The organism is Nocardia sp. NPDC003482 (assembly GCF_053588115.1).
In genome coordinates this window covers 158,935-183,425 of sequence record NZ_JBSFPI010000017.1, presented here as the reverse complement: position 1 = coordinate 183,425, position 24,491 = coordinate 158,935, and the positions used below count along the sequence as shown (strand labels likewise).

Sequence of the window (24,491 nt, the reverse complement as noted above, 5' to 3'; positions counted from 1 at the left end):
CGGTCGGTAATTTGACTAGATGGTCAGAAGCCGTTGACCGCCGGGACGGCTGTCTAGTCTCGGGGCATGTTCTTCTCGGCCGGAACCGATCGTGAGGAGTCCGCCATGCGCATCGCCCTGTTCGTCACATGTCTGGCGGATGCCATGTTCCCGCGCGCGGCGATCGCGACGGTCACCCTGCTCGAGCGGCTCGGGCACGAGGTGGTGTTTCCGGAGCGGCAGACCTGCTGCGGCCAGATGCATGTCAATACCGGATACGCGCGTGAGGCCCTGGGTCTGGTGCGGCGGCATGTGGAGGTGTTCGAGGAGGCGGGCTGCGACGTGGTGGTGGCCCCGTCCGGGTCGTGTGTGGGTTCGGTGCGGCACCAACATGCCGCTGTGGCACGGAGATTCGGCGACGAGCGGCTGGCCGCGCGCGCCGAGGCGGTCGCGGCCCGCACCTACGAGTTGTCGGAGCTGTTGGTCGATGTGCTGGGTGTCGGTGATGTCGGCGCCTACTACCCGCATCGGGTCACCTACCACCCGACCTGTCATTCGCTGCGCATGTTGCGGGTGGGCGACAAGCCGCTGCGGCTGTTGCGGCACGTGCGCGGGCTGACCCTGCTCGAACTCGCCGACGCGGACTCGTGCTGCGGTTTCGGCGGCACGTTCGCGATCAAGAACGCCGACACCTCCACCGCCATGCTGGCCGACAAGATGACCCGGGTGATCGGTACCGGCGCGGAGGTGTGCACGGCGGGTGACTCGTCGTGCCTGATGCATATCGGCGGGGGACTGAGCCGCCTGCGCTCGGGGGTGCGCACGGTGCATCTGGCCGAGATTTTGGCCGCCACCGACACGACGGCGGCACGCGCATGACGTTCCTCGGCATCCCGGGCACCGGCAATCTCCATGGCGCGCAATCGTTCCCGGCCGCCGCCCGCGAGGCCCTGCGCGACACCCAGCTGCGCCGCAACCTCGGCCACGCCACCGCCACCATCCGCGCCAAACGGCTTGCGGCCGTGGCCGAATGCCCGGACTGGGAGGAGTTGCGCGCGGCGGGCAGCGCGCTCAAACACGAGGTGCTCACCCGGCTGCCCGAACTGCTCGAGGAACTGGAACGCAACGTGACCGCCCGCGGCGGAGTCGTGCACTGGGCGCGCGATGCCACCGAGGCCAACGAGATCGTCACCGGCCTGATCCGCGAGCGCGGCGCGGACGAGGTGGTCAAGGTCAAGTCCATGGCCACCCAGGAGATCGGGCTCAACGAACACCTCGAGCGGCACGGCATCGCGGCGGTCGAAACCGATCTCGCGGAACTGATCGTGCAACTCGGTCACGACACGCCCAGCCACATCCTGGTCCCCGCCATCCACCGCAACCGCGCCGAGATCCGGGAGATCTTCGCCCGCGCGATGCCCGGCGCGGGTGCGGTGACCGACGAGCCGCGCGCGCTGGCCATGGCCGCCCGCGCGTATCTGCGCGGCAAGTTCCTCACCGCCGGGATCGCGGTCAGCGGCGCGAATTTCGGTGTGGCCGAGACGGGTACGCTCGCCGTGGTCGAATCCGAGGGCAACGGCCGGATGTGCGTGACCCTGCCGCGCACCCTGATCACGGTGATGGGCATCGAGAAGGTGGTGCCGCGGTTCACCGACCTCGAGGTGTTCCTCCAGCTGCTGCCCCGCTCGTCCACGGCCGAGCCGATGAACCCCTACACCTCGATGTGGACCGGTGTGCACCCTGGCGACGGTCCGGCCGAGTTCCATCTGGTGCTGCTCGACAACGGCCGCACCCGGGTACTCGGCGACGTCGTGGGCCGCGATGCCCTGAAATGCATCCGGTGCAGCGCGTGCCTGAATGTGTGCCCGGTCTACGAGCGCACCGGCGGCCACGCGTACGGCTCGATCTATCCCGGCCCGATCGGGGCGATCCTGAGCCCGCAGCTGACCGGCATCGGCGGCGCCGACGATCCGAACGCGTCGCTGCCGTACGCGTCGACGCTGTGCGGGGCGTGTTTCGACGCCTGCCCGGTGCGCATCGATATCCCCTCGATCCTGGTCCACCTGCGCGCCGAACACGTCGACACCCAGCGGCACGGCCTACCCGGCGGACAGGATCTCGCGATGAAGGGCGCGGCCTGGGCGATGGGCTCCGAACGCCGATTCGCCACGGCGGCAAAGGCTTTGGGCGTCGGGCGCGTGGTCGCGGGCCCGGATCGGCGGATCTCGGCGCTGCCGTGGCCCGGCTCGCGCTGGACGGCGAGCCGCGACCTACCCGCCCCGCCCGCCGAAACCTTCCGCCAGTGGTGGGCCCGTACTCGGGGAGGCCGCGATGAGTGACGCGAAAAGCGAGGTGCTGCACCGGATCCGGTCCGCGCTGTCCGTCTCGGGAACCGATCCGGTGCCGGTGCCCCGCGACTACGACCGGCATCCGCTCCAGGGCCGAGGCGACGCCGACCGCTTCGCCGCCGCCGTCGAGCGGTACCACGCCCGCGTGCATCGCATCGAGGAGCACGCGATCGCCGCGACGGTGATCCGGCTGTGCGGGGCGGCGGCCCGCGTCGTGGTGCCCGCCGACATCCCCGCCGCGTGGATCGAAACACTCACGGCCGTACCCGATTCCGATCCGCTCCCGATCGCCGCCCTGGACGGGGCCGACGCCGTGCTCACCGGCTGCGCCCTGGCGATCGCCGCGACGGGCACCCTCGTCCTCGATTCCGGTGCGGCACAAGGCCGCCGGGCCCTGACCCTCGTCCCCGACCATCACCTCTGCGTGGTGTTCACCGACCAGATCGTCGACACCGTCCCGCAGGCATTCGCCGCCCTGGACCCGAACCGCCCCCTGACCTTCGTCTCCGGGCCCAGCGCCACCAGCGATATCGAACTCGACCGCGTCGAGGGCGTGCACGGCCCGCGCACCCTCGACGTCCTGCTCGTCGAGCGTTAACTCTCCCCGACGCCCAAGGCCGTGAGCAGCACCAGCACGACGGTCGCGACCGCGAACACGCCGTGCGCGGCCACCACCGCGACCGGGAAGTGCCGCTCGGCCGGTTGCGGATCGGTGGCGGTCGCCCGGCCCTGGTACACCGGCAGCCACCGCAGCAGCATCACCAGGCCCAGCAGCGCGACCGGAACCAACAGGGCGAAGGCGACCCAGGCCAGCGCGTCGGTGTCGGCCACGAGATAGACGATCCACACCACCAGCCCCGCCGCCGCGAGCAGGAAGTGCCCGAACACCACCGGAATCGGAAGATGGCTCGAACTGGGCTGCCGCGCACCGCCTTTCGCGATCCAGGTGGCGAGCATGAAGAAGCCGCCGCCCGCGGTGAGCAGCCAGAGGATCAGTGCCGCGATGCCCATGATGTCTCCTGAGGTGGGAAGGGATGGAACGCGGAATCAGCGGCGGAAGCCCTCGGCCTGGGTGTTCTCGTCGGCGACCCGCACACCGAAGTGGTAGGCGAGCATGCCGCCGAGATAGCCCGAGACGCCCAACAGGACCAGGGCGACGATCGACAGCGTCAACGGCCCCGCCCCGACCGCGCCGTCGACACCGGTTCCCGCTGTGCGCCACCAGAATCCGAGCGCGAACACGACCGTGACGACGAGATTCAGGCTCATGTGGATCAACCCGATCCGGAACGCGCGCGTCCCGCCCGGGATGGCGAACAGATCCAGGAACCCGATCGCCGCCGCGGCCAGCGCGCCCAGCACGCCGATCGCGATCAGCCATTGCGCGCCGCGAGCCAGCGTGGCGGGCTCGTCGACGATATGGGAACCGATATCGAACACGACGCTGGCGATCCAGGCGCCGATCGGCACCGTCACCAGGATCGGATGGAACGGATGCCCGTAGGGCCCGGCGAGTGCCGCGCTCACCGGACGCTTGGCCTGCCGCATGTCCTCGGTCACGACGACCTCCTCGAGGTGTCCCGCGATTACGCCAATAAAGTTTGGTTCAATCGCCTGAGCTGGTCAAGGTTCCGTACGGGCGCGTCGTACCCGTTCCGGTTCGGATATCACGACCGGCGTTATCGTGGACCGGTGACCAGTGATGCGGCCATCGGCGCCGTCGCCGCGCTCGACGACGAGCTGCGCCGCCGCATGTACCGGTTCATCCGGGAGGCGGGCCGCCCGGTCACCCGGGACGAGGCGGCCGAGTACGTGGGGATCTCGCGGAAACTGGCCGCGTTCCATCTGGACAAGATGGTCGATGTCGGGCTGTTACGGGCGCACTACGAACATGTCGGCGGCATCCGCCGGGTGGGCCGGACGCCGAAGGTGTATCGGCCCGTGGACGCCGACGTGCGGGTCAGCATCCCCGAGCGGCGACCCGAGGTGCTGGCCGACATCCTGGTCGACGCGGTGCTCGACCAGCGCGACGGCGAGTCGGGGCGCGCGGCGGCCGTCCGCGCCGCCGCCGAGCGCGGTGCGGCGACCGGCCGCGAGTTGCGGCCGGGGACGGGGACGGGCGAGCGAGCCCTGCTGCGAAACGCGTTGGCGGAGCGGGGTTTCGAGCCCGCCGACACCGCGCCGGGGGGTATCCGGTTGCGCAACTGCCCCTTCCACCCCTTGGCCGCCCGCGCCCCCGACCTGGTCTGCGCCCTGAACCACTCGTATCTGACCGGGCTGCTCGCCGGGCTCGGGGCCGATTCGACGCGCGCCGTCCTCGCCCCGGCACCCGGTGAATGCTGCGTCGAGATCCGCCCGGCCGAAGACCAGCGGGCCGAAATCACCCGCGAGGTGTGACGATATTCGGTTGCTGTCGGTTAGCCTGCCGCTATGCAGCCGTCCACGGAGGACCAGAAGTCGCCCGCGACGCGGACCGCGATACGGCGAATCAATAAGCGCCACAACGCTTTACCCGGACGACGAGATCGCCGCCGGGCGTCGTCGCGGCTGCGCGCCGCGTTCGCGCAGGACGTGGTGCTGCGCGGACTGGTTCGTCTCCTGATCGTCGCCATGGCCCTGGCGGCTCTCGTGGGCGGGGTGAAGGCCCACGCCGCCGCGTCCCATGCGGCCGTGCCACCGATTGTGATGGAGGGGAATTGACGCCCGGTCGTCCTCGGGCGGCCCTATTCTTCGATCATGCCCGTTCGGTCCCGCCTGCGCCATCTGGTCCCCGTCGTCGCCGTCGCCTTCGTGGCGATGCTCGGGCTGTGCCCGACCGCCGCCGCCGACGACGACCCCGGCACGATCTGGCTGTGCCGCCCCGGTCAGGCCGAGAACCCCTGCGGCACAACCACGGACGCCCCCGTCGACTGCTTCTACGTCTATCCCACGGTGTCGCTGCAACCGACCGCCAACGCCGACCGCACGCCCGGCCCCGAACAGCGGACGGTAGCCCGCCAGCAGGCGGCCCCCTTCGACGGCCGCTGCAATGTCTGGGCGCCGATGTACCGGCAGGGCACCCTGCTCGGGCTGTTCGCCTCGCCCGGCGCGAAACGCTCCCCGGCTTTGGACCTCGCCTACGAGGACATCGACCGTGCCTGGACGGACTACCTCGCCCACCACAACCACGGCCGCGGCGTCGTATTCCTCGGGCATTCGCAGGGCTCGGTCATGCTGCGGACGCTGCTGCGCACGCGTATCGACGGCACCCCCGACCAGCGCCTGCTGGTCTCGGCCATCCTGCCGGGGGCCAATGTCCTGGTCCGGCGCGGAACCGGGATCGGCGGGGATTTCGACGCCATCCCGGCGTGCACCCGAACCGGCGAAATCGGTTGTGTCATCGCGTATTCGACCTTCGCCGCGACCCCGCCGCCGAAGACCCGCTTCGGGCTCGCGCCGACCGAACCGAACACCAGCGGCACGCGCGGCGGATTCCCCTACGGTCCCGACTACGACGTCCTCTGCACCGACCCGGCCGCCCTGGACACCGGCGCCGACACGGGTCTGCGCGGCGTCCTCAACGGTCGCCCGGTCGACGCCTACCGCGGCCACTGCACCACCTCCGCGCCGCACGTGCTGATGATCGAGGGCGGCGGCGACGGCGCGCCCCCGGCCACGGCGCTGCCCACCATCCCCGACGCCACCTGGGGCCTGCACCTGCTCGACATCGATATCGCCCAGCGGGATCTGCTCGATCTCGTCTCCGCCCAGACCGTCACATGGCTCGAGGGCCAAGGGCCGCAACACAATTGAGGACTCACTCCGGTTCCACCCACGGCCAGGCCGCGGCGGCGATCCCCGCCGCGGCCTCGAGCACGGCCCGGGACGAGCCGTCGCGCGCCTGATACGCCATGCCCTGCATCACGACCCCGGTGAACACCGCGAGCGCGTGCGCGTCGCAGTCCGCGGGCAACTCGCCCGCCGCGATGGCCCGTTCGACGAGCCGCTCCAGCTGATCCAGGCTCCCATTGCGTAACTCCCGCAACAGCTCTCGCGCGTCCGGCGTGGCGCAGTTCACCGTCGCCGTGATGATCAGGCAGCCCGCCGGATGTCCCGGCAGCGTGTACGCGGCCGCCGCCTCCCGCAGCAATCGTTCGATTCCGGCGCGCAGGGTGGGTTCGCGCCGGATCGCTTCGGCCAGATAGGTCCGGTACCGCTGCCCGTACCGCTCGACCACCCGCGCGAACAGCTCGTGCTTACTGCCGAAGGCCGCGTACAGGCTCGGCGGCGCGATGCCGATCGCGGCGGTCAGATCGGCGATGGAGGTCGCCTCGTAGCCGTGCTCCCAGAACATGTGCAGCGCCTTGTCCAGCGCCGCCTCGCGATCGAACGCGTACGGGCGGCCCCGACGTCCGGAAGTGGCCATGCCGCAACTATAGCGACCGCTAAAAAAATGCCGTAGGGTGCTGTTTGATTAGCGATCACTAGGAAAAGGGTGGGACACCCATGGGGACTCTCGCGAACAAGACGGCCCTGGTCACGGGCGCCAGCCGCGGCATCGGGCGCGCCATCGCCGAACGCCTCGCCGCGGAGGGGGCGCTCGTGGCCGTGCACTACGGCAGCAGCGCCGAGGCCGCCGCCGAGGTGGTGTCGGCGATCGAGGCGAAGGGCGGGCTGGCGTTCGCGATCGGCACCCGACTCGGGCGGCCGGGCGACGCGCGCGAGCTGTGGCAACGCTTCGACACCGAAATCGCAAGGTACGCCGACACTTCCGGCGTCGACATCATCGTCAACAACGCGGGCGTCGCCGTCTACGGCACCATCGACACCGTCACCGAGGACGACTTCGACGAGGTGTTCGCGGTCAACGCCAAGGCGCCGTTCTTCCTCCTCGAACACGGCCTGTCCCGGCTCCGCGACGGCGGCCGCGTCGTCAACGTCTCCTCCGGCGCGGCCCGCATCGCCACGCCCCTGACCATCGCCTACTCGATGACCAAGGGCGCGTTGAACACCTTGACCCGCACGCTCGCCCTGGAACTCGGCCCGCGCGGCATCACGGTGAACGCGGTGGAACCCGGCATCGTGCGGACCGACATCACGCCCTGGCTGGCGGACGCGGAACTCGGCGCGCAGGCGGCCGGGTGGGCGGCCCTCGGCCGCGTGGGCGAGCCGGACGACATCGCGGGCGTGGTGGCGTTTCTCGCCTCGCCGGACGCGAATTGGGTTACGGGACAATGTGTCGACGCCTCGGGCGGGCTGCTGCTCGGTCCGGTGGTGCGCCGGGGCTGAGCGGTCAGGCCGAGTCGGGCACCGGCTCGTGGCCCGGCGCGCCGTCGGTGCGGCGCTGTTCCTTCATCTCCGCCTCGAAGATGTGCCGCACACCGTCGGCCAACTCCTCGCGCGCGGCGCGCTCGAGCGAGCGGAAGGTGGACCAGTAGCCGTCGTCGAACTCCTCGACCACCTGGAAGGTCCAGCGACCGTCGAGCACATTGAGGCCGATGAGGTCGGTGCGCACGCGCTCGGCCCATCCGTCGTGGCCCGCCTCCGCGAGCAGGTCGGCGGCCTCCGACAGGGCCAGATCGGCGCCGCCGATGAGCTGGTGCAGCGAATACAGATGTCCGCGAGCACGTTCCACGAACTCCAGGGCCTCGGACAGTTTGCCCAGCCCGCGCACCGTCTCGTCCGACACCCCGTCCGGGCGCGCGCTCACCGAGGACTTCGCCGTCGGCCACTCGTCCATCGTTCGCCCTCTCTGTAGGCAATCTCTCGGCTACCGCCGATGTTCCCGGAACCGGACGGGCCAAACCCGGCGCGGGTCAGCGCCTTTCGCGGCTCAATGGCAGCCGGTCAGCGTGGTCTCGGCCAGCTCGTCCACGAGATCGTCCACCCGTCCGCGGCGGGCGAGGGCGCGCGCCTGCCGCTGCGCGCCGTTGCCGTCGGCGAGGACCGATCGGATCGTGGTCTCCACGAAGTCGCGTTCGCCGCAGCGGTCCAGCACCGGCCCGACGTGGTCGACGAGTTCGCGCACGCGTTCGGCCATCGGGCGCAGGCCGCCGTCGGCGGGATCCATGCTGTCGCCATCGAGTCCGGTCCGCGCCGCCTTCCAATAGGCCGCGCGCAGCAGTTCGGGGGAGACGGCGGGCGCGGCGTGGTTGTGCCGCACGGCTTCTCGCGCGGTGACCACCAGGCCGCGGACCAGACTCGCCAGCAACGCGGTCTCGGTGACGGTGGCGGGCACATCGCTGACCCGGACCTCGACGGTGGGGAACGAGATCGACGGCCGCACATCCCAATAGATCATCTTCCGATCCAGGATGACCCCGGCCGCCAGCAGCACGTCCACATGGGTGTCGTACTCGTTGCCGGAGGTGAAGTACGGCGGCGGCCCGGCGCTGGGCCAGCGGTGCCACAGGATGTTGCGCCAGCTCGCGTACCCGGTGTCGCGGGTGTGGTGGACCCGCGAGTTCGCCGTCAATGCCAACAGCACCGGCAACCACGGCCGCAGGAAATTGCTCACCTGCACGGCGACCTCGCGATCGGGCACCTCGACGTGGACGTGGCACCCGCACACCACCTCCTCGCGCGCGAGCAGCCCGAAGGAGTCGCCGATGCGGCGGTACCGATCCGAGGCGGTCAACGCCACCGACGACGGATCGGTCGGGGAGACGCCCGCGGCCAGGGCGATCGTCCGGTTCTCCTTCGCCGCCGCCGCGACGTCCCGGCGCAGGCGCCGCAGCTCGTCCAACAGGTCCTCGACGCCGCGATGCACCCCCGTCGCCGCCTCCACCTGGCAGCCGGACAGCTCCAGCTGGAGATCCAGGCCCATCCGCTCGGCCGTGCGGGCCACCGCGCGATTGCCCGAGACCGGTGACCCGGTCTCGCAATCGAGCAGCAGGTACTCCTCCTCGACCCCGATGGTCGGCATGAACTCGTTCATCCCGAACGATCTACCCCGCCCGCGCCGAACTATGTTCGCCGCTCGAATGCTCGGGTCCCGGTCGGTGCGGGTCGATTCACTGATAGGACGGGTCGACCCACGGGCCTATCGATCGGGAACGCACCGGTTCGATGAAACGCGGCGCGAGGGTTTGCGGAAAGTCGGGCCCCCAGTTGCGCGGTCGGCCGGACATGACCACCGCGGGTTCGTCGGTGTACCAGTCGACCAGATCGGCGTCGGAGCGGATGATCCAGGTGCAGCCCTCCTCGGCGTCGGCGGTGAAGTCGCCGTGCCGGATGAGCGCGGGCCGCCAGAAATACGTTCCCGGCCACATCCTTCCGTAGTTGTAGTCGAACCCACCCGCCAGGCAGTACGCCTCCTCGCTGCACGGATGATGGGCCAGCGGCTCCTCCCGCCACCCCGGCTTCGCCTTGATCAATCGGGTGTAGAAGCCGGTCTCCGGATCGCGGTACAGCAGTTTGATGTACAGCCCCGGCACGGGAGTACCGCCGAGATCGAACCGCATCGGACTGCCGTCCTTGACATCGATCCACGGCATGGCCGCCGCGTCGAGGACGAGGAAACCCCCGTCCCCGCCGGGGTCACTCCCGTCCGGTTCGAACCGCCAGTCGCCCTGCTCGCGGAACAGCAGGATCTCCGTGCCCTCGGTCACCGAGATCGCCGGTGTCCGAACGCCTTTGGGCGCCATCCAATAGCCCTCGGGGCCGAGGTCGGTGTCGCCGACGCGGATTCGGCCGGACAGCGCGAACCATTCGGTGTCGGCGTGGTGCGTGCCCGCGGGGCGGGACCAGTCGGTGGTGAAGCGCACCTTGAGCGAGGCCGAGCCGTCCTCCTCGTCGTAGCTGAGGTTGCGCTGTTCGGCGGAGCCGGTGGCGTGCTCGAATTCGGCGGGGTGCCAGAGCAGATCGCGTTCGTCGATGAGTTCTACATGCGGACGCATGGGGTCTCCTGAAGGGAGGAACAACTTTTCGCTACAAAATGTACTGCAAACTAGCAACCAAAACAACCTGTATCGTTTATTCTCGTGAACAGACCCGGACGACCGGCGGGACCCGCGACGGAGACGGAGGAACTGGTGCTCACGGCGGCGCTCGAACTCGTGCTCTCCGAGGGTGCGGGCGCCCTGACCGCGCAGCGCCTGCACGCCCGCACCGGCGTGGCCCGCACGACCATCTATCGGCACTGGCCCACCCCGAAAGACGTTCTCGCCGCGTTGATCTCGGTGGCCCCGCATCCGGCGCCGGAGCCCACGGGCGATCCGGTGGCGGATCTGCGGCGCGAGGTGGATCTGCTGTGTGATCGCCTGCGCGACAAGCCGGTCGGGGTGTTCCTGCGCGCGCTGGTGACCGCGTCGTCCGCCGATCCCGCGTGCGTGCCGTTGCGGCACCGCTACGTCATGGATCTGCTCGAACCGTTCCGCCGCACGCTGACCGCGATCGGGCTGGAGGGCCGCGAGCGGGTCGAGAACGCCGCGCTGGCGATCGTCGCGCCGCTGCTGGTGGACGTGCTGCTGCTGGATCGTCCCGTGGACCGCGAACGCGCGCACCGGGCGGTGGACGAGGTGCTGTCGAAGGAGTCGAGATGACCAATGTGGTGGGTCCCCGGGCCGTCTTCGGTGTGATCGTGCCCAGCACGAATACCGTTGTGGAACACGATTATTGGCGTGCCGGGCTGCCCGGCGTGGCCTATCGCGCGGGGTCGATGTACATCCCGGATCCGGTGATGGCCGACGACCGCGATTTCACCGCCCTGCTCGGCCAGATCCGCGCGTCCATCGACACCGCCGTGCGCGACGTGCTGACCGCCGAACCCGATCGCATGGTCATGGGCATGTCCGCGGAGACGTTCTGGGGCGGCGTCGCGGGCAACGCCGCCTTCGAACAGCGCCTGCGCGACCGCACCGGCCTGCCGATCACCACCGGGGCCGGCTCCTGCCGAGCCGCCCTGCGCGCCTTGGGATGTCGCCGCATCGCCGTCTTCTCGCCCTACCAGCCCGTCGCCGATGTGGAGGTCGGCCGCTTCTTCACCGAGGCCGGGTTCGACGTCGCCGCGATCACCGGCCTGCGCTGCCCCACCGCCATGGCCATCGCCCGCGTCACCCCCGAGCGTATCCGCGACACCGTCACCGCCCTGGACGCTCCCGACGTCGACGCCATCGTCCAGGTGGGCACCAACCTCTCCTTCGTCGCCCAGGCCGACCGCCTGGAGAGCGAACTCGGCAAACCCGTCATCGCCATCAACGCCGCCACCCTCTGGCACGCCCTGCGCGAGCACGGCATCACCGATCGCGTCGAGGGTGCGGGACGCCTCCTGCGCGAGTACTGACCGGCCGCGCGCGCCTGGGTCAGGAACCGGACAGGACCTGGGCGCCCGGGGCGGCGGCCACCGCACCGATGGCGGCGGGGATCGTGCCCGCGGTGGTGGGGGAAGCCGCGGTGGGGTAGAGGTCGGGGGTGACGTCGCCGGAGAAGAAGTCGTCGGCCCAGCCGACCGCGAGCCGGTGCAGTGCGGCGACATTCGCGGGTTGCGGTGTGCCGCAGAGCAATTCGCCCACCGCGTCGGAACTGCCGCCCTCGGCGTCGGTGTGGGCCCCGCCGGTGAGCAGCACGCCGACGAACGGCCGGTGCAGGTGGGCGCGCAGCGCGGCCGTTCCGCTGCCGAAGTTGTTGCACCAGGACGGCGGACCGGAGACGGTGAGGATAGGCAGCGGGGTGGGGTCGAGCCCGGCCAGGGCCCGGTCGGTGTTCTCGCCCAGGAAGGATTTCACCGGGTCGAGCAGGACCAGCCCGCGCAGCCCGGCCCACACGCCCGGGGCATTGGTGCGGAGGTGGTTCGCCACGTACTCGACGACCTCGCCGCCCGCCGAATGCCCGACGAAGACGAACTCCTTCGGGATCGCCGGAACCTCCCGCCCGGGTCCGACGGCGGCGGCCAGGCTGACGCCGAGGGCCCCGGTCGGGTCGCCGGACAGCAGCGCGGCGACATTGTCCAGGAAGGCGGTGTTGTCGCCGAGGTTCTGCATGGTGCAGCCGGACAGGTTCACGAACGGCAGGCTCGGCGCGAATACGAGGTATCCGGCATCGGCGAAGGTCCGGGCCAGGTCGGCCACATTGGCATTCGTCCGGGCGAACCCGTGTTGCAGCCAGATCAGCCCGCGCGGCGGCCCGGCGGGCAGGTACCAGTCGGCGCTCTGCCGCAGAACGTCTGCGGCGCACGGGATCTCGACGGAGCCGGGCAGGGCGTCGGCGGCGGCCGGGCTGGTGGACAGGGCGAGTGCGGCGGCGGTGGCCAAGGCGGCCAGGACCGGTCCCTTCGGGCGCATGGCGACTCCGGAAGCAGGGCCGTTTCCACTGATGGAATGGCGTTTCATAAGGTTGTGAACCTCCATTAGCGCCCACGGCGGCCCCGCTGTCAACTCGAAACCGGTCGGCGTTCGGGCTGGACAACGGGGCTTCACGCCCATTACGTTCCCCATAGGGAAACAATGTTTCGAAATCTTGGGAGGGCCGGTGCGATCGGCGCTGTACGTTCCCGGCAATCGTCCCGAACTGTTCGACAAGGCCCTGGCCGGTCCGGCCGACGTGTTGCTGCTCGACCTCGAGGACGCGGTCCCGCTGCCGGACAAGGCGGCCGCCCGTCGCGAGGTCACGGCCTGGCTGCGCGCGACGAACGTTGCCCCCCAACGCGTTTGGGTCCGGGTGAACTCCGGTGAACTCGCCGCGGAGGATCTGCGCGCCGTGGCCGCGGCGGGGGTCTCGACGGTGTGTCTGGCGAAATCCGAATCCCCCGAACAGATCCGGGCCGCCGACGCCCTCCTGAGCGCTCACGAACCCCGCCCCGACTCCGTCGCCGTCTGCGCCCTGCTGGAGAGCGCGGCGGCCGTGCTCGCCGCCCGCGAGATCGCCGCCGCCCCCCGCGTCCGTCGCCTGCAACTCGGCGAGGCCGACCTGCGCGCCGACACCGGCATCGACCCGGGCCCCGACGACCTGGAACTCCTCGCCATCCGCACCGGGATCGTCCTCGCCAGCGCCGCCGCCGGAATCGCCCCGCCCCTGGCCCCGGTCCGCACCGACCTCGCCGATCCCGAGGCCCTCCGCGTCACCACGAAGGCATTGGCCCGCATGGGTTTTCGGGGCCGCGCCTGCGTCCATCCCGCCCAGGTCCCCATCGTCAACGACGTCTTCACCCCCGGTCCCGCGCGTTTGGCCGCCGCACGCGCTCTCGTCGCACGCTTCGAGAACGCCCGGGGCGCGCCCGTGCTGGACGAGCGGGGCCGCATGATCGACCTCGCCGTGATCCGCGCCGCCCGTCGCCTGCTCGAGGATTGACCGTCAGTGGTCGCGCAGCAACGTGCCCGCCCCCTCCACCCGATCGGCGATCCCGTTGTCCCGCAATGCCATCCACCACGTCGCCGCGTTGATCGCGATGACGGGCTTGCCCAGCCAGCGTTCGGCCTCGTCGGCCAGGCGGACCATGGACAGGTTCGTCCCGCACTGCACGAGCGCGTCCACCCCGTCCCCGTCGACCGCGCGCAGCGCGGCCCGCAGTTCGTCCTCGGTGACGTGGGCGATGGAAACGGCGGTGGGGCAACGCAATCCCTCGATGGCCTTCACCTCGAAGCCGAGTTCACCGAAGAACCGCACCACGTTCCGGTCGCCGACGGCCTGGTAGGGCGTGACGACGCCGATGCGTTCGGCCCCGAACAGTTCCAGCGCGCGCCGGCACGCCTCGGCCCCGGTGGCGACCTCGAGGCCGGTCAGCTCGTGGATCTGCGCGACGAACCGGCGATTGCCCTCGACGCCGCCCCAGAAGGTCTCCGCCGACATGCCCATGACCATGTAGTCCGGCTCGCAGGTGAGCACCCGCTGGCAGGCGGCCGCCAGTTCGGCGCGGATCTGGTCGAGCAGCCGGTCCATGCCCGCGTCGTCGCTCATATCCTGGTCGCGAATGTGGATGCGGCCGAAGTGCGCGGTGACCCCGGGCACCCCCATCCGGGCGAAGTCCGGTTCCACCACGGTATTGGTCGACGGGGCGAGCACCCCGAATTTGGCCCGCCAGCCGAGAACGTCAGGCATCGGAACCCTCCTTGTCGAAGACGTGTCGATCGCGGAACGGGGCCAGCGCGAACCGGCCCACGATCTTGGGACCGGTCAGCCAGCGCACGTGCGCGCCGTTGCGGGCCCGCGTGACCGCCCGCTCGGCCAGCCACGGCGCCACCGTGTCCACCCGATCCGCGAGAATGTCGAAAACCCTTCGGGCGCGCGCCCATTCGGCGGGATCGGCGTAGCCGTGGCTGAGCAGGTCGGTGGCGACCATGCCCGGACTGAGCAGGCCCACCGACACCCCGGCGGGCGCCTCCCGCGCCAGCGCCTCGGTCAGATAGGTGACCCCGCGCTTGCTGGTCCCGTACACGGCCAGCCCCGGCACCACGCGCCCGTCGCTGCCCAGCCCCTCCATGTTCCAGATGTGGCCACCCCCGGCCTCGGCCATACCGGCCACCGCGACCGCGCACCCGTTGATCACCCCGAGCAGGTTCGTCCGCACCACCGCCTCGACCTCGTCGACGGGCAACCGCCACAACGGGTTCCGGGCGTGGCCGATCCCGGCGTTGTTGATCCAGATGTCGACCGAGCCGAACCGGTGCACGGCCGCGTCCCACAGCTCCCGCAGCTGCGCGCGGTCGGTGACGTCGGCGGCGCGGACCAGCGCCTCGCCGGGCAGCTCCTCCCGCACCCGCGCCACCCGCCGGGAGTCGCTGCCGCACACCGCGACCCGATGGCCCCGATCGAGCAGGGCGCGCGCGACGCCGAGCCCGATCCCGCGCGTGCCGCCGGTCACGACGACCGTGCTCACGACCGCTCCAGCACGCCGTGCAGCACCGCGGTCAGCGCGTTGTGCTCGAACAGCTCGTACACCACTGCCAGCGTCGACCCCGCGCCCATGCCCGGCTCCGCGTCGATCATGAACTCCCGTCCCAGCATTCGCCGTCCGTCGGGCAGGTGCAGGCGCGGATAGCTCGCCCGGCCGTAGGCGGTCGCGTTCCCCCACAGCCCCGGCCCCTCGTGGAACCATCGCGTGCCGTCCCGCCGCACGCCGGCGCGGACGTCCAGCTCGACCTCGCCCGTGAGCGAGAGGTGATGGTCGGCCGTCAGCAGCCCGGTCGGCGTCACGTCGAGGACCATCCGCGCGCCGCCCCGCGGCCGCTGATCGGCCCCCCAGACCTCGAGCTCGCCGCGATACCGGCTCCGGTCCTTGGTCGGCAGCACGAAACAGGCCGCGCCGCACCGGGTCTCGGTCTCGACGCGCTCGTCGACCAGCTCCGGGTCCCGGGTGTACACGCCATTGAACACCCCGACCATGGCGGGGCCCTGGTACAGCACCGACGAGTACACCTGGGTGTCGCCGAGGGTCTGATTCCAGGTGTTGAGCGACACCTGCCATCCGGGTCCGTAGTAGTGCGCGTCGACGAATCCGCCGTAGGGCTGACCCGCGCCGTAGAAATCCGGCCCGGTGTAGAGGCGGTCGGCGTCGGAGTCGACCACGCCGAAGGCGAACGGCGCCCCGAGCGCGAACCGCGCCGCCAGCGGCCCGCCGCCGCTCAGCCCGCCGTCCATGTAATAGGTGGTGACCCCGTCGGCGAACACCGACGAGCGGCGAATGTCCTCGAAGCCCAGCCAGGTTCCCGCGGCGTCGAACAGCGAGGGCCGCCCGACCCATTCCCCCGCGATGCGCCGCTGCCACACGCTCGGGGCGGGCGAGGCGGTCACGACAGCAACTCCCCGCGCACCCGCTCGGCCTGTTCCGCGCCGAGCAGCCGGGTCACCTGCGCCCACACCGGATCCACCCGCGGGCTGAACAGGTTGGCCCGATTGAGGCGATCACGCGCGGCGAGGTCGATGTCCACCGGGGGAACACCCTTGTCCACCAGCGTGAGCCAGTGCCGCAGATACTCCTCCACCGTCCCGCCGAGTTCGCCGAACGCCGACTCGGTGGCGCGGCACACCACCATCCACGGCGACATCATGGCCCGCTGCCGGGGCCCGACCGCGGCGGGCGAGACCCCCTCGATCCGCCAGGCCGCCTCCAGCAACGGCGTGAGCGGCAGGAAGGCCGCGTCCAGATAGTCCAGCGACACCGCCAGATCCGTCCGGGGAATGAGATCCAGATGCATGGCGAAGTAGCCGTTCGCCGCCACCGAATCCAGCGTGAAATGCGGAATCGCGCTGTCGCCGGGCAGGAACGCGAAGATCATGTGACTGTCCAGTCCGATCGGCGGGACCACCAGATCGACGGTCACCACCTTCGCCAGCGGATCACCGCGCAACACCCGCAGCCGCCCGACCGGATCGGGCGACAACTCGCCGGTCAGCTCGAGATCCACGGCGACCGCGAGATCGTATGCGGCGGTGATGGTTTCGACGGTGCGCTCACACAGCGCGGCGGGCAGGCTCATCGCGGTTCCCCTCCGGTCCGGGCCTTGTGCACCCACGCGCTGGCCAGCTCCGGATTGTCGCGGCGCGCGGGGGAGGCGATGACGGTGGCGGTCCGGCGCGGCGCGTCGCCGGTGACGATGTCGTCGTCGCCGACCCACCAACCCTGTTTGCGCAGCTGCGCGCGGCGGCGGCGGTAGGCGACCTGGAGCGCGTCGCTGCGCACGTGCAGTTCGTCGGACAGATCGAACGGAAGCAGTTCGGGCCGTTGCGATTCCACGATCGGCCGGTCCTGCAACAGGATCTTCTCGATGCGCTGGCGGGTGTTGCCGTCGGCCCAGGATCCGGTGAAGAAGTTGCGGTAGCCCAGGATCTTGATCAGCGTCCGCTCCTGCGACAGCGGGATGTTGAAGTCGTAGAGGATCAGATCCCCGATCGGCAGCCGCACATGCAGTTTCACCAGGTTCGGCAGGTACCACCCGTTGGTGACGGTCACGTACTCCGGCCGCGGCCGCCGGCGCGACAGCAGCCCCCACAGGCCCTTCGGCGGCGGCGGGCTCAGCAGGATGTCCGCCTCGGCCGACCAATCCGTCTGCCGCACACCGAAATCCGGGATCTGCGGTTTGGCCGGATTCCCGAACGAGGTGCCGTGCACGAACGGCGTATGCGCGGCGTCGACCACATTCTCCAGTGTCCGTTCGTAATTCGCGTCGAGGACCATCTCGTACTGCACGGCCGTGAAGCTCGCGTCGTCGTGCTCGGGGATCGCCGGGATCGGCGGCCGGTCCGCCTCGGGCAGATCGCCGAGGAACGCCCACACCATCCCGTACCGCTCGGTGGTCGGATAGGCGTCCACCCGGGCCTTGCGCGGAATGGTCCGCTCCTCGGCATTGGCCGGAATCCGTACGCACGCGCCGTCGGTCCCGTACTGCCACCCGTGGTACGGGCAGGTGATGTGATCGCCGGTGAGGCTGCCCATCGACAGCGCGCCGCCGCGGTGTACGCACAGATCCGACAGGCACACCGCCGCACCGGATTCCGTGCGGTACAGCACGAAATCCTGGCCCAGGCACGTCACGCGCCGCGGCGTGCGATCGACGCGATCGGCGAATTCCACCGCGTACCAGAAGTTCTTGAGCATGACGGGCGATCTCCTATCGTCGCTTCAGCAGCACGCCGTCGTCGAAGGCGTTCAGCTCGTCCCGCGCGGCCGCCGAGCCGAGCAGGTGGGTGCGCAGGAACGCCGATGTCAGCCGCGCGAAGGGGGTCAGGGCCGAGGCGTCCGCGGGCCCGTCGAGGAAGGCGCGCGCCGCGGTCGGGTCCGCGTCCGCGATGCCGAAGTGGTTGGCGCCGGGCACGATCGCGAGCAGATGCTCCCCGTCGGGCAGCGCCTCGTCGAAGGTGCGCCGCACCGGATCGGGCCGATCCTCGCCGTCCTCGCCGTACCGGTCGGCGCTGCCCCGGATGACGCCGTCGTTGGTGCCCACGCCCAGCAGCACCGGGCACGTCACCTGCGCGGGCAGGACCGTACCGGGATCCCAGCCCAGCATGGTCGCCACCATGGTGTGTGCGCCCCACGCGAACACCGCGCCCACGGCCGGGAAGTACCGCGCCGACTGCAATGCCACCGTCCCGCCCGCCGAATGCCCGCCCAGGCCGACGCGTTCGGTGTCCAGCGCGCCGGACAGCGGCCCGGCCGCGTTCAATGCGGCGACCGCGTCGAGGATCGTGCCGATGGTCGGACAGGTGGGGCGGCTGCCGTAGGTCTCGGGCCGCGCCGCCGCCAGATCGACGCCGGGCGTCAAACCCATTCGGCCGCCGAACAACTCGGCCACGCGATCGAAGGTGACGACCACGAACCCGGACTCGACCAGCGCGGTGGCGAACCGGCGATAGCTGTCCTGCGCCACGTTCACCCCGGGCAGGAACAGCACCACCGGATACGGCGCACCGGCCGGATCCGGGGCGAACACGCCGGTGAGCCGCTCGGTGTCGTCCCCCGACACCGCCGCCGGATAGTAGACCTTCAGGTGGGCGGTGTCGAAGGGCGCGACGCCGTCGGTGCGGGCGGACCACCACAGGGATCGGACGACGGTCACGCGCTCGGCCTTTCCAGCACCCGGTCGCCGCCCCACAGGGCGCGCACGAGGCGGTCGGTGAGCTCGTCGCCGAACATGCGGCGGCCCATGACGTTCGCGGGATCGCGTTCGGCGATATTGCGGCGCACGGCCAGATCCCGCGCCGCCAGCGGCGCCCGCTCGCCGGGCGCGACCGGTTCGGCCGCGTCCACCCAGCCCAGCCAGCGGTCCACGCGGTCGGTGAGCAGCGCTGCGACGGTGTCGAGATTGGCGCGGGTGGTGGGGAAGGAGTAGCAGTAGGCGGTGGGGGACAGGCTCGCCCGGATGAATCCGGTGCGGCTGGTGAACCACCGGAAGTCCGGGTGCTCGGCCTTGAACGTGAGCCACGGTTCGTCGGCGTCGAGGTAGTAGCGGTCGTAGTAGTCGGGTTCGCCGAGCAGATCCCCGCGCGGAATGGCGTCGATGTAGAACCAGCCCTCCGGCCACAGCAACAGGGCGCAGCCCAGATGCGGCACCCGGATCCGCGGGCCGAGCCAGGCGGTCAGGTGCATGTTCACGAAACCCGTACTCGGATCGCCGATCCAGGAGTGCACCAGCCAGTCGATCTCGGGCCCGGCGTAGGCGGCGAGCCGCCCCGACGGGCCGGTGCTCGGATCGCCGTAGGACTCCAGATCCGCGGTGGAGGGGTCGCGGTGCAGTTCGAAGCGTTCGCCGATGCGGTCGGCGAGGGTGCGCAGCAGGCGCTGCCACTCCTCGAAGGTCTCGGTCACGTCGGCGCGGGCGGTCGAATCGACCATCTCCTCGACGTGTTGGACGGTCTCGCTCATCGCAACTCCAGTTCTCTCGTCAGATTCGCCAGCGCGGCCGGTGGCCGTCCCGCGATCAGATCGGTGCCCCGGGAGACGGCGCGATTGACGGCCTCGGCGGGGTGGATCTCGGCGTGGACACGCGTCGCCCCGGGCGGGACGAGCGTGCTCTCCGGCTGGCTGATCACCCCGGTGAACGGTCCGCGCCACGCGGTCCACAGGGTGAAGTCGGGACTCAGGGCGTGGATCGCGCCGGCCAGCCCGCCGCGCGAATCCGATGCCGCCACAACCAGATTGAGCCGGTTCTCGGCGGCGCGCTCGGGCAGGCCCAGGGTCAGCTCCCAGTCCTCGGCGGGCGCGCAGCAGACCGCGGCGACATCGGCGTCGGCGATGGCGGCCAGCCGGAAGGTCTCCGGGAAGATCGCGTCGTCGCCGACCACGATCGCCAGCCGGCCCCAGGGCAGCGCGAACACGGTGAGTTCGGAACCGGTTTCGCGCAGCCACGGATGTCGCTCGGTGCGGTGCAACTGATCCTGCCGCCCGACGATCCCCTCCGCCGTGAGCAGCAGGCCGATGTGCCGGTCGTCCGCGCGCACCGTCAGCACCGCGTAGGCGTCCGAATCGCACAGCGCCGCAACCACATCCGTGACCGGTGCGGCGAGTTCGGGCAGCACGATCAGCCGCGCCCCGGCGGCGGCCGCCGCGGCGACCTCGGCCGCGTCGGCGACCACCGCCGCCTCCACCGACTCGGCCCCCGCGGGCGCGGTACGCCGCGCCGGCGCGGCCATCGGCCGATACAACTCGGGGCGACGGGCCGCGAACACGTCGGTCCCGTCGGGGCGGAGCTTGTCGTCGGCGGCGCTCACCTCGATGTCGGCGACCGCGAGCGCCTCGCCGGACACCGGCGCCTTGGCCACCACCGTGCCGTCGGGCGCGACGATCTGGCTCTCGCCCGCCCCGTGCAGCCGATCCGCCGGAACGCCCAGCCGGGCGGCGATATCGGGCAGCTGCGCCTCGGGGAGCAGCGGACCGACCTTGTTGGCGGCCACCACCCACACCTTGTTCTCCGCCGCGCGCACCGGAATGTGCAGATCCGCCTCGTCGGTGGCGAACGAGTTGAGGCTGTTGAGCAGCAGTCGCGCCCCGCGCACCGCGAGCGAACGGGTCACCTCCGAGATGACCCCCTCCATGCAGGCGTACATGCCGATGCGGCCGAGCGGGGTGTCCAGCACCGGCGAATCGGCAAGGCCGGGATCGAGGTGGTCGTTCTCCGCGCCCATGAGGATCTGCTTGTCCGACTCGCCGAGAAGTTCACCGCCCGGACCGAACAGCAGGCTGGTCGCCGTGGTGCGCCCGTCCGGCCGGGCGAGGGTGACGCCGAGTTTGACGAACATCGCGTGCCGCGCGGCGCGTTCGGCGATGGCGGTGAGGAAGAAATCCCCGGGCACGCAGGCCATTCTGTGCGCGTGGGCGCGGTCGGCGTACCACGATAGGTGGTTACAGAACTCGGGCAGGACCACCAGCTCGGCCCCGGCCGCCGCGGCGGCGTCGATCATCCGGAGGCAGGCGTCCAGATTCCGGGCGACATCGGTGCCCGAGGCGAGTTGCGCGGCCGCGATCCGGACCATGGGCGTCACCTCCTCTCCTGTGTTTCGGAGAACGAAACAGCGTTTCCTGTTAGTCGTGATTCTGTACCCGGGCCGTCGATCTGTCCAGCGATCCCCGAGATCCGTCCGGTTCCCGACCGATCCTGAATCGAGCGTGTTTCCAGGTAGTTACGGTCGCGTCCCGCCTTGACGCGGGTGGGTGCGCCGGGTTCAATAGGGCAACTGTGAAACTCCGTTTCCTCTAGAGAAACGGATGCCGAAGATAGGGATGGCGATCCGATGCGCATCCGAATCGATCCGGGGCCGAGTCCGGCCACCTCCGACACGACGGCTGAATCCAGCTGTCCCGCACCGCATTCGGCGACGCCGAGCGACTGGTCCGCGGTGGCGGCCGGGGTGGGCGCGGGGCCGGTGGCGGGCATCGCCCTGGTGTTGCTGGCCAAGCCGCTGGCCGGGGTGGCGGGGATTCCGGGTGTGGTGAGCCTCTACCTCGCGGTGACGGCGTTCGTGCTGGCGGGCGGGACGGGCGCCGCGATGCTGCTCGTGCGGCGGGGCGTGCCGCGGCTGTTCCGCGCCGGGTGCGGGCTGCTGGCGGGGGTGGGCCTGGTGACGGCCGGTTCGGGGCAGGCGGTGGCGGCCTTCGCGGTCGGCGTGCTCGTGACGGGGGCGGCGACGGGGCCGTTGCTGATCGCGGGTCGGGTCGCGGTGCTGACCGGCGAGCGGGCGGTGGGGATCTGGTACGCCGTCATGGCGGCGGGCCTGGTGGGCGGCTCGGTGCTGGCCGGGGCGTGCGCGCGGCATCCGGGATACGCGTTGTCGATCACCGGCGCTGTCGTGCTGGTGACCTCGATTCCCTTGGTGATAAACGGTTTTCGACGAAAGACACCGTGCCGGAATCCGGAACGCGCGACCGTGCCGTGGCCGTTTCTGCCCGCCTACCTCACCGCGGGAGCCGCGGCCGGGCTGGTGGTCCTGCCGACCCTGCATCTGCTGCTGTTCCGCTGGAATGTGCTCGACGCCGAACAGTGGCGATGGCTGGCCCTCGCCGCCGCGCCCGCGCCGCCGCTGGTCCTGCCGCGCCGCCGCTCCGGAGCGGTCGCGCCGCTGCTGCTGCTCGCCGCCGGGGGAGCGGTCCTCATCGCGACGGCCCCGGGCGTGTGGACCCTCGTCGTCGGACTCGCCGTGACTGTCGCGGCGCTCGGGCGAGCCCTGGCCGCGCTGGACGATACGGCGTTGGCGGGGGCCGGGATTCGGGTCTCGGCGGCGACCGCGCTGGCCGGGTCGGCGGGCGCGCTGACGGGACTGGGGACGGCGGCGGGGCTGAGCCGTTGGTGGGGAACGGGTTCGGCGCTGACCGTGGGCGCGGCGCTGGTGGCCCTCGCCGCGGTCGCCGCCGACCGGCTGATCGGAAGGACATCATGAGATACCGAATCGGCTGCCTCCTCGCCGCACTGCTCGTCCTGCCCGGACGCGCCGACGCCGCCCCGGACGAACCCGCGAGCCTCCAGGTCAGCGCCGCCCAGGGGCTTACTGACGGACAACGGATCACCGTGCGCGGCAACGGCTTCCGGCCCGGACTGGCGGCGGTCGCGGTCGGACTGTGCCGGGAGAACTTCAGCAACGGGCTGCGCGACTGCGATCTCGACGGCGGCGCGACATTCGTGAACATCGGCGACGACGGCACCTTCCCCGTGGTCGAGCTCATCGCGCATCCCACCTTCAAGCAGATCGACTGCACGGCGCAGCGCTGCGTGATCGCCGCCGCGCCGCTGCCCGGCACCGAACCGCCCGCCGTCATCGCGGCCAATTCCGCGGCGGTCGCGGTGGACTTCGCCGGTTCGCACCTGCCCTCGGCCACGGCGGCGCCCGTCGCGGTGGCCGCGCCCCCGACCGACACCCGCGGTCCCTCGACGCCGCTGTGGTCGCTGACCGCGGCGCTGCTGATCGTCCTCGCCGCCGTCACCCTCGCCGATCGGCGGCGTCGGCTCTGACCCACCGTTTCGGGAAATCACCAGGAGGAAAACATGATTCGAACCACGATCCGTTCCGGGATCTTCGCGGCCGCGGCCGTCACGGCGGCCGTGACCGCCGCCCCGGCACACGCCTACGCCGACCTGTCGCTCAGCGCGAGCGACGGCGTCTCGGCGGGGCAGACCATCGGCGTGAGCCTGTCCGGGCTCGACGCGAATCTGGACTCGGTCGCCGTCGGCCAGTGCAAGGCGCAGGTCTCCGGCCCCGCCGACTGCAATCTGGCCGGCAGCCTGCTCGGCAAGGCCGACGCCGACGGCGTGTGGCAGCCGCGCGGCGGCAGCGCCGTCACGCTGGTCGGATCGATCGGCGGGGTCGACTGCGCCGCCGCGCCGGGCGCCTGCGTCATCGCGGTCACCAGCCTGACCGATCCCGGCAACATCCTCACCTCCGTCCCCTTGACCTTCGGGTAGACCATGCGATGCACCGCTGTCCGCGCCGCCCTCGGCGGCGCGCTCCTCACCGCGCTGGTCGCCACGGCGCCCGCCGCCTCCGCGGACCCGCTGCTGCGACCCGGCCAGGTCGACAATGTGACCGTGGGGCAATCGGTTTCGATCGCCCTCGACGGCCTGCCCCCGAATATGCCGCAGGTGGCGGTCGGCCAGTGCAAACCGCGGATCGCCACCCCGGGCGACTGCAACCTCACCGGATCGCTGCTCGGCAACGCTGACGACAAGGGCGTGTGGCGGCCGATGGCGGGCGCCACCGTGACCCTGGTCGCGGACGTCGGCGGCGTCGACTGCACCGCCGCCCCGGGCGCCTGCACCCTCGCCGTCACCAGCCTGGTGAATCCCGCCCAGATCCTCACCTCGGTACCCCTCACCTTCGGCCACGGGGCGACCGCGACACCGACCCCCGCCGCGACCGCCGCCGCGGAGAAATCGGACGACTCCGACTCGACGCTGCCGATCGTGATCGGGGTGATCGTGGCGGTCGTGATCCTCGCGGCCGTCGTCGGCCTGATCCTGGTGCGCCGGAGCCGATCTCGATGACCCTGACGCACGTGGTCCTGATGAAATTCACCGACCGCGCCGACGCGCGTGAGGCCGCCGAACTCCTCGGCGGCCTCCCCGCCCGCGTCCCCCAGATCCGCATCCTGCACCTGGCCCTGGACGAACTGGCCACGCCGGTCTCCTACGACCTCTGCCTCACCACCACCCACGACTCCGAAACGGAATTGACCGGCTACCAAGCCCATCCGGCCCATCGCGAGGTCGCCGCGTGGCTCGCGCCCCGGCTCGCCGCCCGCGCGGTGGTGGACTATCGCGGCTGACGCCG

At 71.1% G+C, this 24,491-nt stretch carries 30 protein-coding genes; 15 read left to right on the top strand and 15 right to left on the bottom strand.

Annotated elements, in window-relative coordinates:
* Window positions 1-105 precede the first annotated feature (105 nt).
* Genes ACWDSJ_RS25945 through ACWDSJ_RS25935 form a run of 3 tightly spaced genes read left to right on the top strand, consistent with a single transcriptional unit; the run spans window position 106 to window position 2,925 of the window.
* Window positions 106-858, top strand: a complete 753-nt coding sequence (locus tag ACWDSJ_RS25945) for a (Fe-S)-binding protein (RefSeq protein WP_450034904.1) — start codon at window positions 106-108, stop codon at window positions 856-858.
* Window positions 855-2,318, top strand: coding sequence for a lactate utilization protein B (locus ACWDSJ_RS25940; RefSeq protein ID WP_450034881.1), 1,464 nt, complete (start codon window positions 855-857; stop codon window positions 2,316-2,318). Before ACWDSJ_RS25945 ends, ACWDSJ_RS25940 begins: the two co-directional genes overlap by 4 nt.
* On the top strand, window positions 2,311-2,925 hold the full coding sequence (locus ACWDSJ_RS25935; RefSeq protein ID WP_450034880.1) for a LutC/YkgG family protein: 615 nt from the start codon (window positions 2,311-2,313) through the stop codon (window positions 2,923-2,925). Before ACWDSJ_RS25940 ends, ACWDSJ_RS25935 begins: the two co-directional genes overlap by 8 nt.
* Here the strand turns inward: ACWDSJ_RS25935 and ACWDSJ_RS25930 are convergent.
* Together ACWDSJ_RS25930 and ACWDSJ_RS25925 are read right to left on the bottom strand one after the other, a co-directional pair.
* Entirely contained in the window at window positions 2,922-3,338 is a 417-nt protein-coding gene (locus ACWDSJ_RS25930) for a hypothetical protein (protein ID WP_450034878.1), read from the bottom strand. The two genes, ACWDSJ_RS25935 and ACWDSJ_RS25930, sit on opposite strands and share 4 nt — an antisense overlap.
* Window positions 3,339-3,374: 36 nt before the next feature.
* Window positions 3,375-3,887, bottom strand: a complete 513-nt coding sequence (locus tag ACWDSJ_RS25925) for a DUF2231 domain-containing protein (protein WP_450034876.1) — start codon at window positions 3,885-3,887, stop codon at window positions 3,375-3,377.
* A 132-nt stretch (window positions 3,888-4,019) separates the two neighbouring features.
* Here ACWDSJ_RS25925 and ACWDSJ_RS25920 point away from each other — a divergent pair, with 132 nt between their 5' ends.
* From ACWDSJ_RS25920 to ACWDSJ_RS25910, 3 genes are read left to right on the top strand one after another with little or no spacing between them, the layout of a single operon-like run.
* Window positions 4,020-4,724 carry a helix-turn-helix transcriptional regulator gene (locus ACWDSJ_RS25920; protein ID WP_450034875.1) on the top strand — a complete coding sequence of 235 codons (705 nt, stop codon included), beginning with the start codon at window positions 4,020-4,022 and terminating at the stop codon, window positions 4,722-4,724.
* A gap of 33 nt (window positions 4,725-4,757) precedes the next feature.
* Window positions 4,758-5,027: a hypothetical protein gene (locus ACWDSJ_RS25915; protein ID WP_450034873.1), complete on the top strand. Its 270-nt coding sequence runs from the start codon at window positions 4,758-4,760 to the stop codon at window positions 5,025-5,027.
* A gap of 36 nt (window positions 5,028-5,063) precedes the next feature.
* The gene (locus ACWDSJ_RS25910) at window positions 5,064-6,119 is read left to right on the top strand and encodes a DUF3089 domain-containing protein (protein WP_450034872.1); all 1,056 of its coding nucleotides are present in this window, start codon (window positions 5,064-5,066) and stop codon (window positions 6,117-6,119) included.
* A 4-nt stretch (window positions 6,120-6,123) separates the two neighbouring features.
* Here ACWDSJ_RS25910 and ACWDSJ_RS25905 read toward each other — a convergent pair whose 3' ends face one another.
* Window positions 6,124-6,732: a TetR/AcrR family transcriptional regulator gene (locus tag ACWDSJ_RS25905; RefSeq protein WP_450034871.1), complete on the bottom strand. Its 609-nt coding sequence runs from the start codon at window positions 6,730-6,732 to the stop codon at window positions 6,124-6,126.
* An 80-nt stretch (window positions 6,733-6,812) separates the two neighbouring features.
* On the opposite strand from ACWDSJ_RS25905, the gene ACWDSJ_RS25900 reads away from it, so the two are divergent.
* Window positions 6,813-7,595, top strand: coding sequence for an SDR family oxidoreductase (locus ACWDSJ_RS25900; RefSeq protein WP_450034870.1), 783 nt, complete (start codon window positions 6,813-6,815; stop codon window positions 7,593-7,595).
* Between the two features lie 4 nt (window positions 7,596-7,599).
* Here ACWDSJ_RS25900 and ACWDSJ_RS25895 read toward each other — a convergent pair whose 3' ends face one another.
* The 3 genes from ACWDSJ_RS25895 to ACWDSJ_RS25885 all read right to left on the bottom strand — a co-directional run bounded on the left by ACWDSJ_RS25895 (window position 7,600) and on the right by ACWDSJ_RS25885 (window position 10,204).
* Window positions 7,600-8,046 (bottom strand): hypothetical protein, encoded by a 447-nt coding sequence (locus ACWDSJ_RS25895; protein WP_450034868.1) that lies wholly within the window; start codon window positions 8,044-8,046, stop codon window positions 7,600-7,602.
* Window positions 8,047-8,139: 93 nt separating this feature from the next.
* On the bottom strand, window positions 8,140-9,243 hold the full coding sequence (locus ACWDSJ_RS25890) for a carboxylate-amine ligase (protein WP_450034866.1): 1,104 nt from the start codon (window positions 9,241-9,243) through the stop codon (window positions 8,140-8,142).
* Window positions 9,244-9,319: 76 nt separating this feature from the next.
* Complete coding sequence (locus ACWDSJ_RS25885; protein ID WP_450034865.1) at window positions 9,320-10,204, bottom strand: DUF4437 domain-containing protein; 885 nt, start codon at window positions 10,202-10,204, stop codon at window positions 9,320-9,322.
* Between the two features lie 84 nt (window positions 10,205-10,288).
* On the opposite strand from ACWDSJ_RS25885, the gene ACWDSJ_RS25880 reads away from it, so the two are divergent.
* The gene (locus ACWDSJ_RS25880; RefSeq protein WP_450034864.1) at window positions 10,289-10,849 is read left to right on the top strand and encodes a TetR/AcrR family transcriptional regulator; all 561 of its coding nucleotides are present in this window, start codon (window positions 10,289-10,291) and stop codon (window positions 10,847-10,849) included.
* Window positions 10,846-11,589 (top strand): maleate cis-trans isomerase family protein, encoded by a 744-nt coding sequence (locus ACWDSJ_RS25875; protein ID WP_450034862.1) that lies wholly within the window; start codon window positions 10,846-10,848, stop codon window positions 11,587-11,589. Before ACWDSJ_RS25880 ends, ACWDSJ_RS25875 begins: the two co-directional genes overlap by 4 nt.
* 19 nt (window positions 11,590-11,608) lie before the next feature.
* On the opposite strand, the gene ACWDSJ_RS25870 is transcribed toward ACWDSJ_RS25875, so the two are convergent.
* Complete coding sequence (locus ACWDSJ_RS25870) at window positions 11,609-12,586, bottom strand: alpha/beta hydrolase (protein ID WP_450034860.1); 978 nt, start codon at window positions 12,584-12,586, stop codon at window positions 11,609-11,611.
* A 187-nt stretch (window positions 12,587-12,773) separates the two neighbouring features.
* Between ACWDSJ_RS25870 and ACWDSJ_RS25865 the strand changes: the two genes are divergently transcribed.
* A complete protein-coding gene (locus tag ACWDSJ_RS25865; RefSeq protein WP_450034858.1) occupies window positions 12,774-13,592 on the top strand; it encodes an HpcH/HpaI aldolase/citrate lyase family protein in 819 nt (272 codons plus the stop codon).
* 3 nt (window positions 13,593-13,595) lie between these two features.
* Here ACWDSJ_RS25865 and ACWDSJ_RS25860 read toward each other — a convergent pair whose 3' ends face one another.
* The 8 genes from ACWDSJ_RS25860 to ACWDSJ_RS25825 are packed head-to-tail and all read right to left on the bottom strand — an operon-like array spanning window position 13,596 to window position 21,206.
* Window positions 13,596-14,339, bottom strand: coding sequence for a maleate cis-trans isomerase family protein (locus ACWDSJ_RS25860; protein ID WP_387369149.1), 744 nt, complete (start codon window positions 14,337-14,339; stop codon window positions 13,596-13,598).
* Entirely contained in the window at window positions 14,332-15,117 is a 786-nt protein-coding gene (locus tag ACWDSJ_RS25855) for an SDR family oxidoreductase (protein WP_450034855.1), read from the bottom strand. Before ACWDSJ_RS25855 ends, ACWDSJ_RS25860 begins: the two co-directional genes overlap by 8 nt.
* Window positions 15,114-16,031, bottom strand: coding sequence for a hypothetical protein (locus tag ACWDSJ_RS25850; RefSeq protein WP_450034853.1), 918 nt, complete (start codon window positions 16,029-16,031; stop codon window positions 15,114-15,116). Before ACWDSJ_RS25850 ends, ACWDSJ_RS25855 begins: the two co-directional genes overlap by 4 nt.
* Window positions 16,028-16,717, bottom strand: coding sequence for a hypothetical protein (locus tag ACWDSJ_RS25845; RefSeq protein ID WP_450034851.1), 690 nt, complete (start codon window positions 16,715-16,717; stop codon window positions 16,028-16,030). Before ACWDSJ_RS25845 ends, ACWDSJ_RS25850 begins: the two co-directional genes overlap by 4 nt.
* Window positions 16,714-17,835: an aromatic ring-hydroxylating dioxygenase subunit alpha gene (locus ACWDSJ_RS25840; protein ID WP_450034849.1), complete on the bottom strand. Its 1,122-nt coding sequence runs from the start codon at window positions 17,833-17,835 to the stop codon at window positions 16,714-16,716. Before ACWDSJ_RS25840 ends, ACWDSJ_RS25845 begins: the two co-directional genes overlap by 4 nt.
* A 13-nt stretch (window positions 17,836-17,848) precedes the next feature.
* Window positions 17,849-18,793, bottom strand: coding sequence for an alpha/beta hydrolase family protein (locus ACWDSJ_RS25835; protein WP_450034847.1), 945 nt, complete (start codon window positions 18,791-18,793; stop codon window positions 17,849-17,851).
* The gene (locus ACWDSJ_RS25830) at window positions 18,790-19,599 is read right to left on the bottom strand and encodes an oxidoreductase (protein WP_450034846.1); all 810 of its coding nucleotides are present in this window, start codon (window positions 19,597-19,599) and stop codon (window positions 18,790-18,792) included. Before ACWDSJ_RS25830 ends, ACWDSJ_RS25835 begins: the two co-directional genes overlap by 4 nt.
* Entirely contained in the window at window positions 19,596-21,206 is a 1,611-nt protein-coding gene (locus ACWDSJ_RS25825; RefSeq protein ID WP_450034903.1) for a nitrilase-related carbon-nitrogen hydrolase, read from the bottom strand. Before ACWDSJ_RS25825 ends, ACWDSJ_RS25830 begins: the two co-directional genes overlap by 4 nt.
* Before the next feature lie 258 nt (window positions 21,207-21,464).
* Between ACWDSJ_RS25825 and ACWDSJ_RS25820 the strand changes: the two genes are divergently transcribed.
* Genes ACWDSJ_RS25820 through ACWDSJ_RS25800 form a run of 5 tightly spaced genes read left to right on the top strand, consistent with a single transcriptional unit; the run spans window position 21,465 to window position 24,486 of the window.
* Window positions 21,465-22,607: a hypothetical protein gene (locus ACWDSJ_RS25820; RefSeq protein WP_450034844.1), complete on the top strand. Its 1,143-nt coding sequence runs from the start codon at window positions 21,465-21,467 to the stop codon at window positions 22,605-22,607.
* Complete coding sequence (locus ACWDSJ_RS25815) at window positions 22,604-23,176, top strand: GPS-CTERM domain-containing protein (protein ID WP_450034843.1); 573 nt, start codon at window positions 22,604-22,606, stop codon at window positions 23,174-23,176. The genes ACWDSJ_RS25820 and ACWDSJ_RS25815 overlap by 4 nt, the downstream gene beginning before the upstream one ends.
* A 33-nt stretch (window positions 23,177-23,209) precedes the next feature.
* Window positions 23,210-23,626, top strand: coding sequence for a neocarzinostatin apoprotein domain-containing protein (locus tag ACWDSJ_RS25810; RefSeq protein WP_450034842.1), 417 nt, complete (start codon window positions 23,210-23,212; stop codon window positions 23,624-23,626).
* A gap of 3 nt (window positions 23,627-23,629) precedes the next feature.
* Window positions 23,630-24,205 (top strand): hypothetical protein, encoded by a 576-nt coding sequence (locus ACWDSJ_RS25805; protein WP_450034841.1) that lies wholly within the window; start codon window positions 23,630-23,632, stop codon window positions 24,203-24,205.
* Entirely contained in the window at window positions 24,202-24,486 is a 285-nt protein-coding gene (locus ACWDSJ_RS25800) for a Dabb family protein (RefSeq protein ID WP_450034839.1), read from the top strand. Before ACWDSJ_RS25805 ends, ACWDSJ_RS25800 begins: the two co-directional genes overlap by 4 nt.
* The last annotated feature ends 5 nt before the right edge of the window (window positions 24,487-24,491 follow it).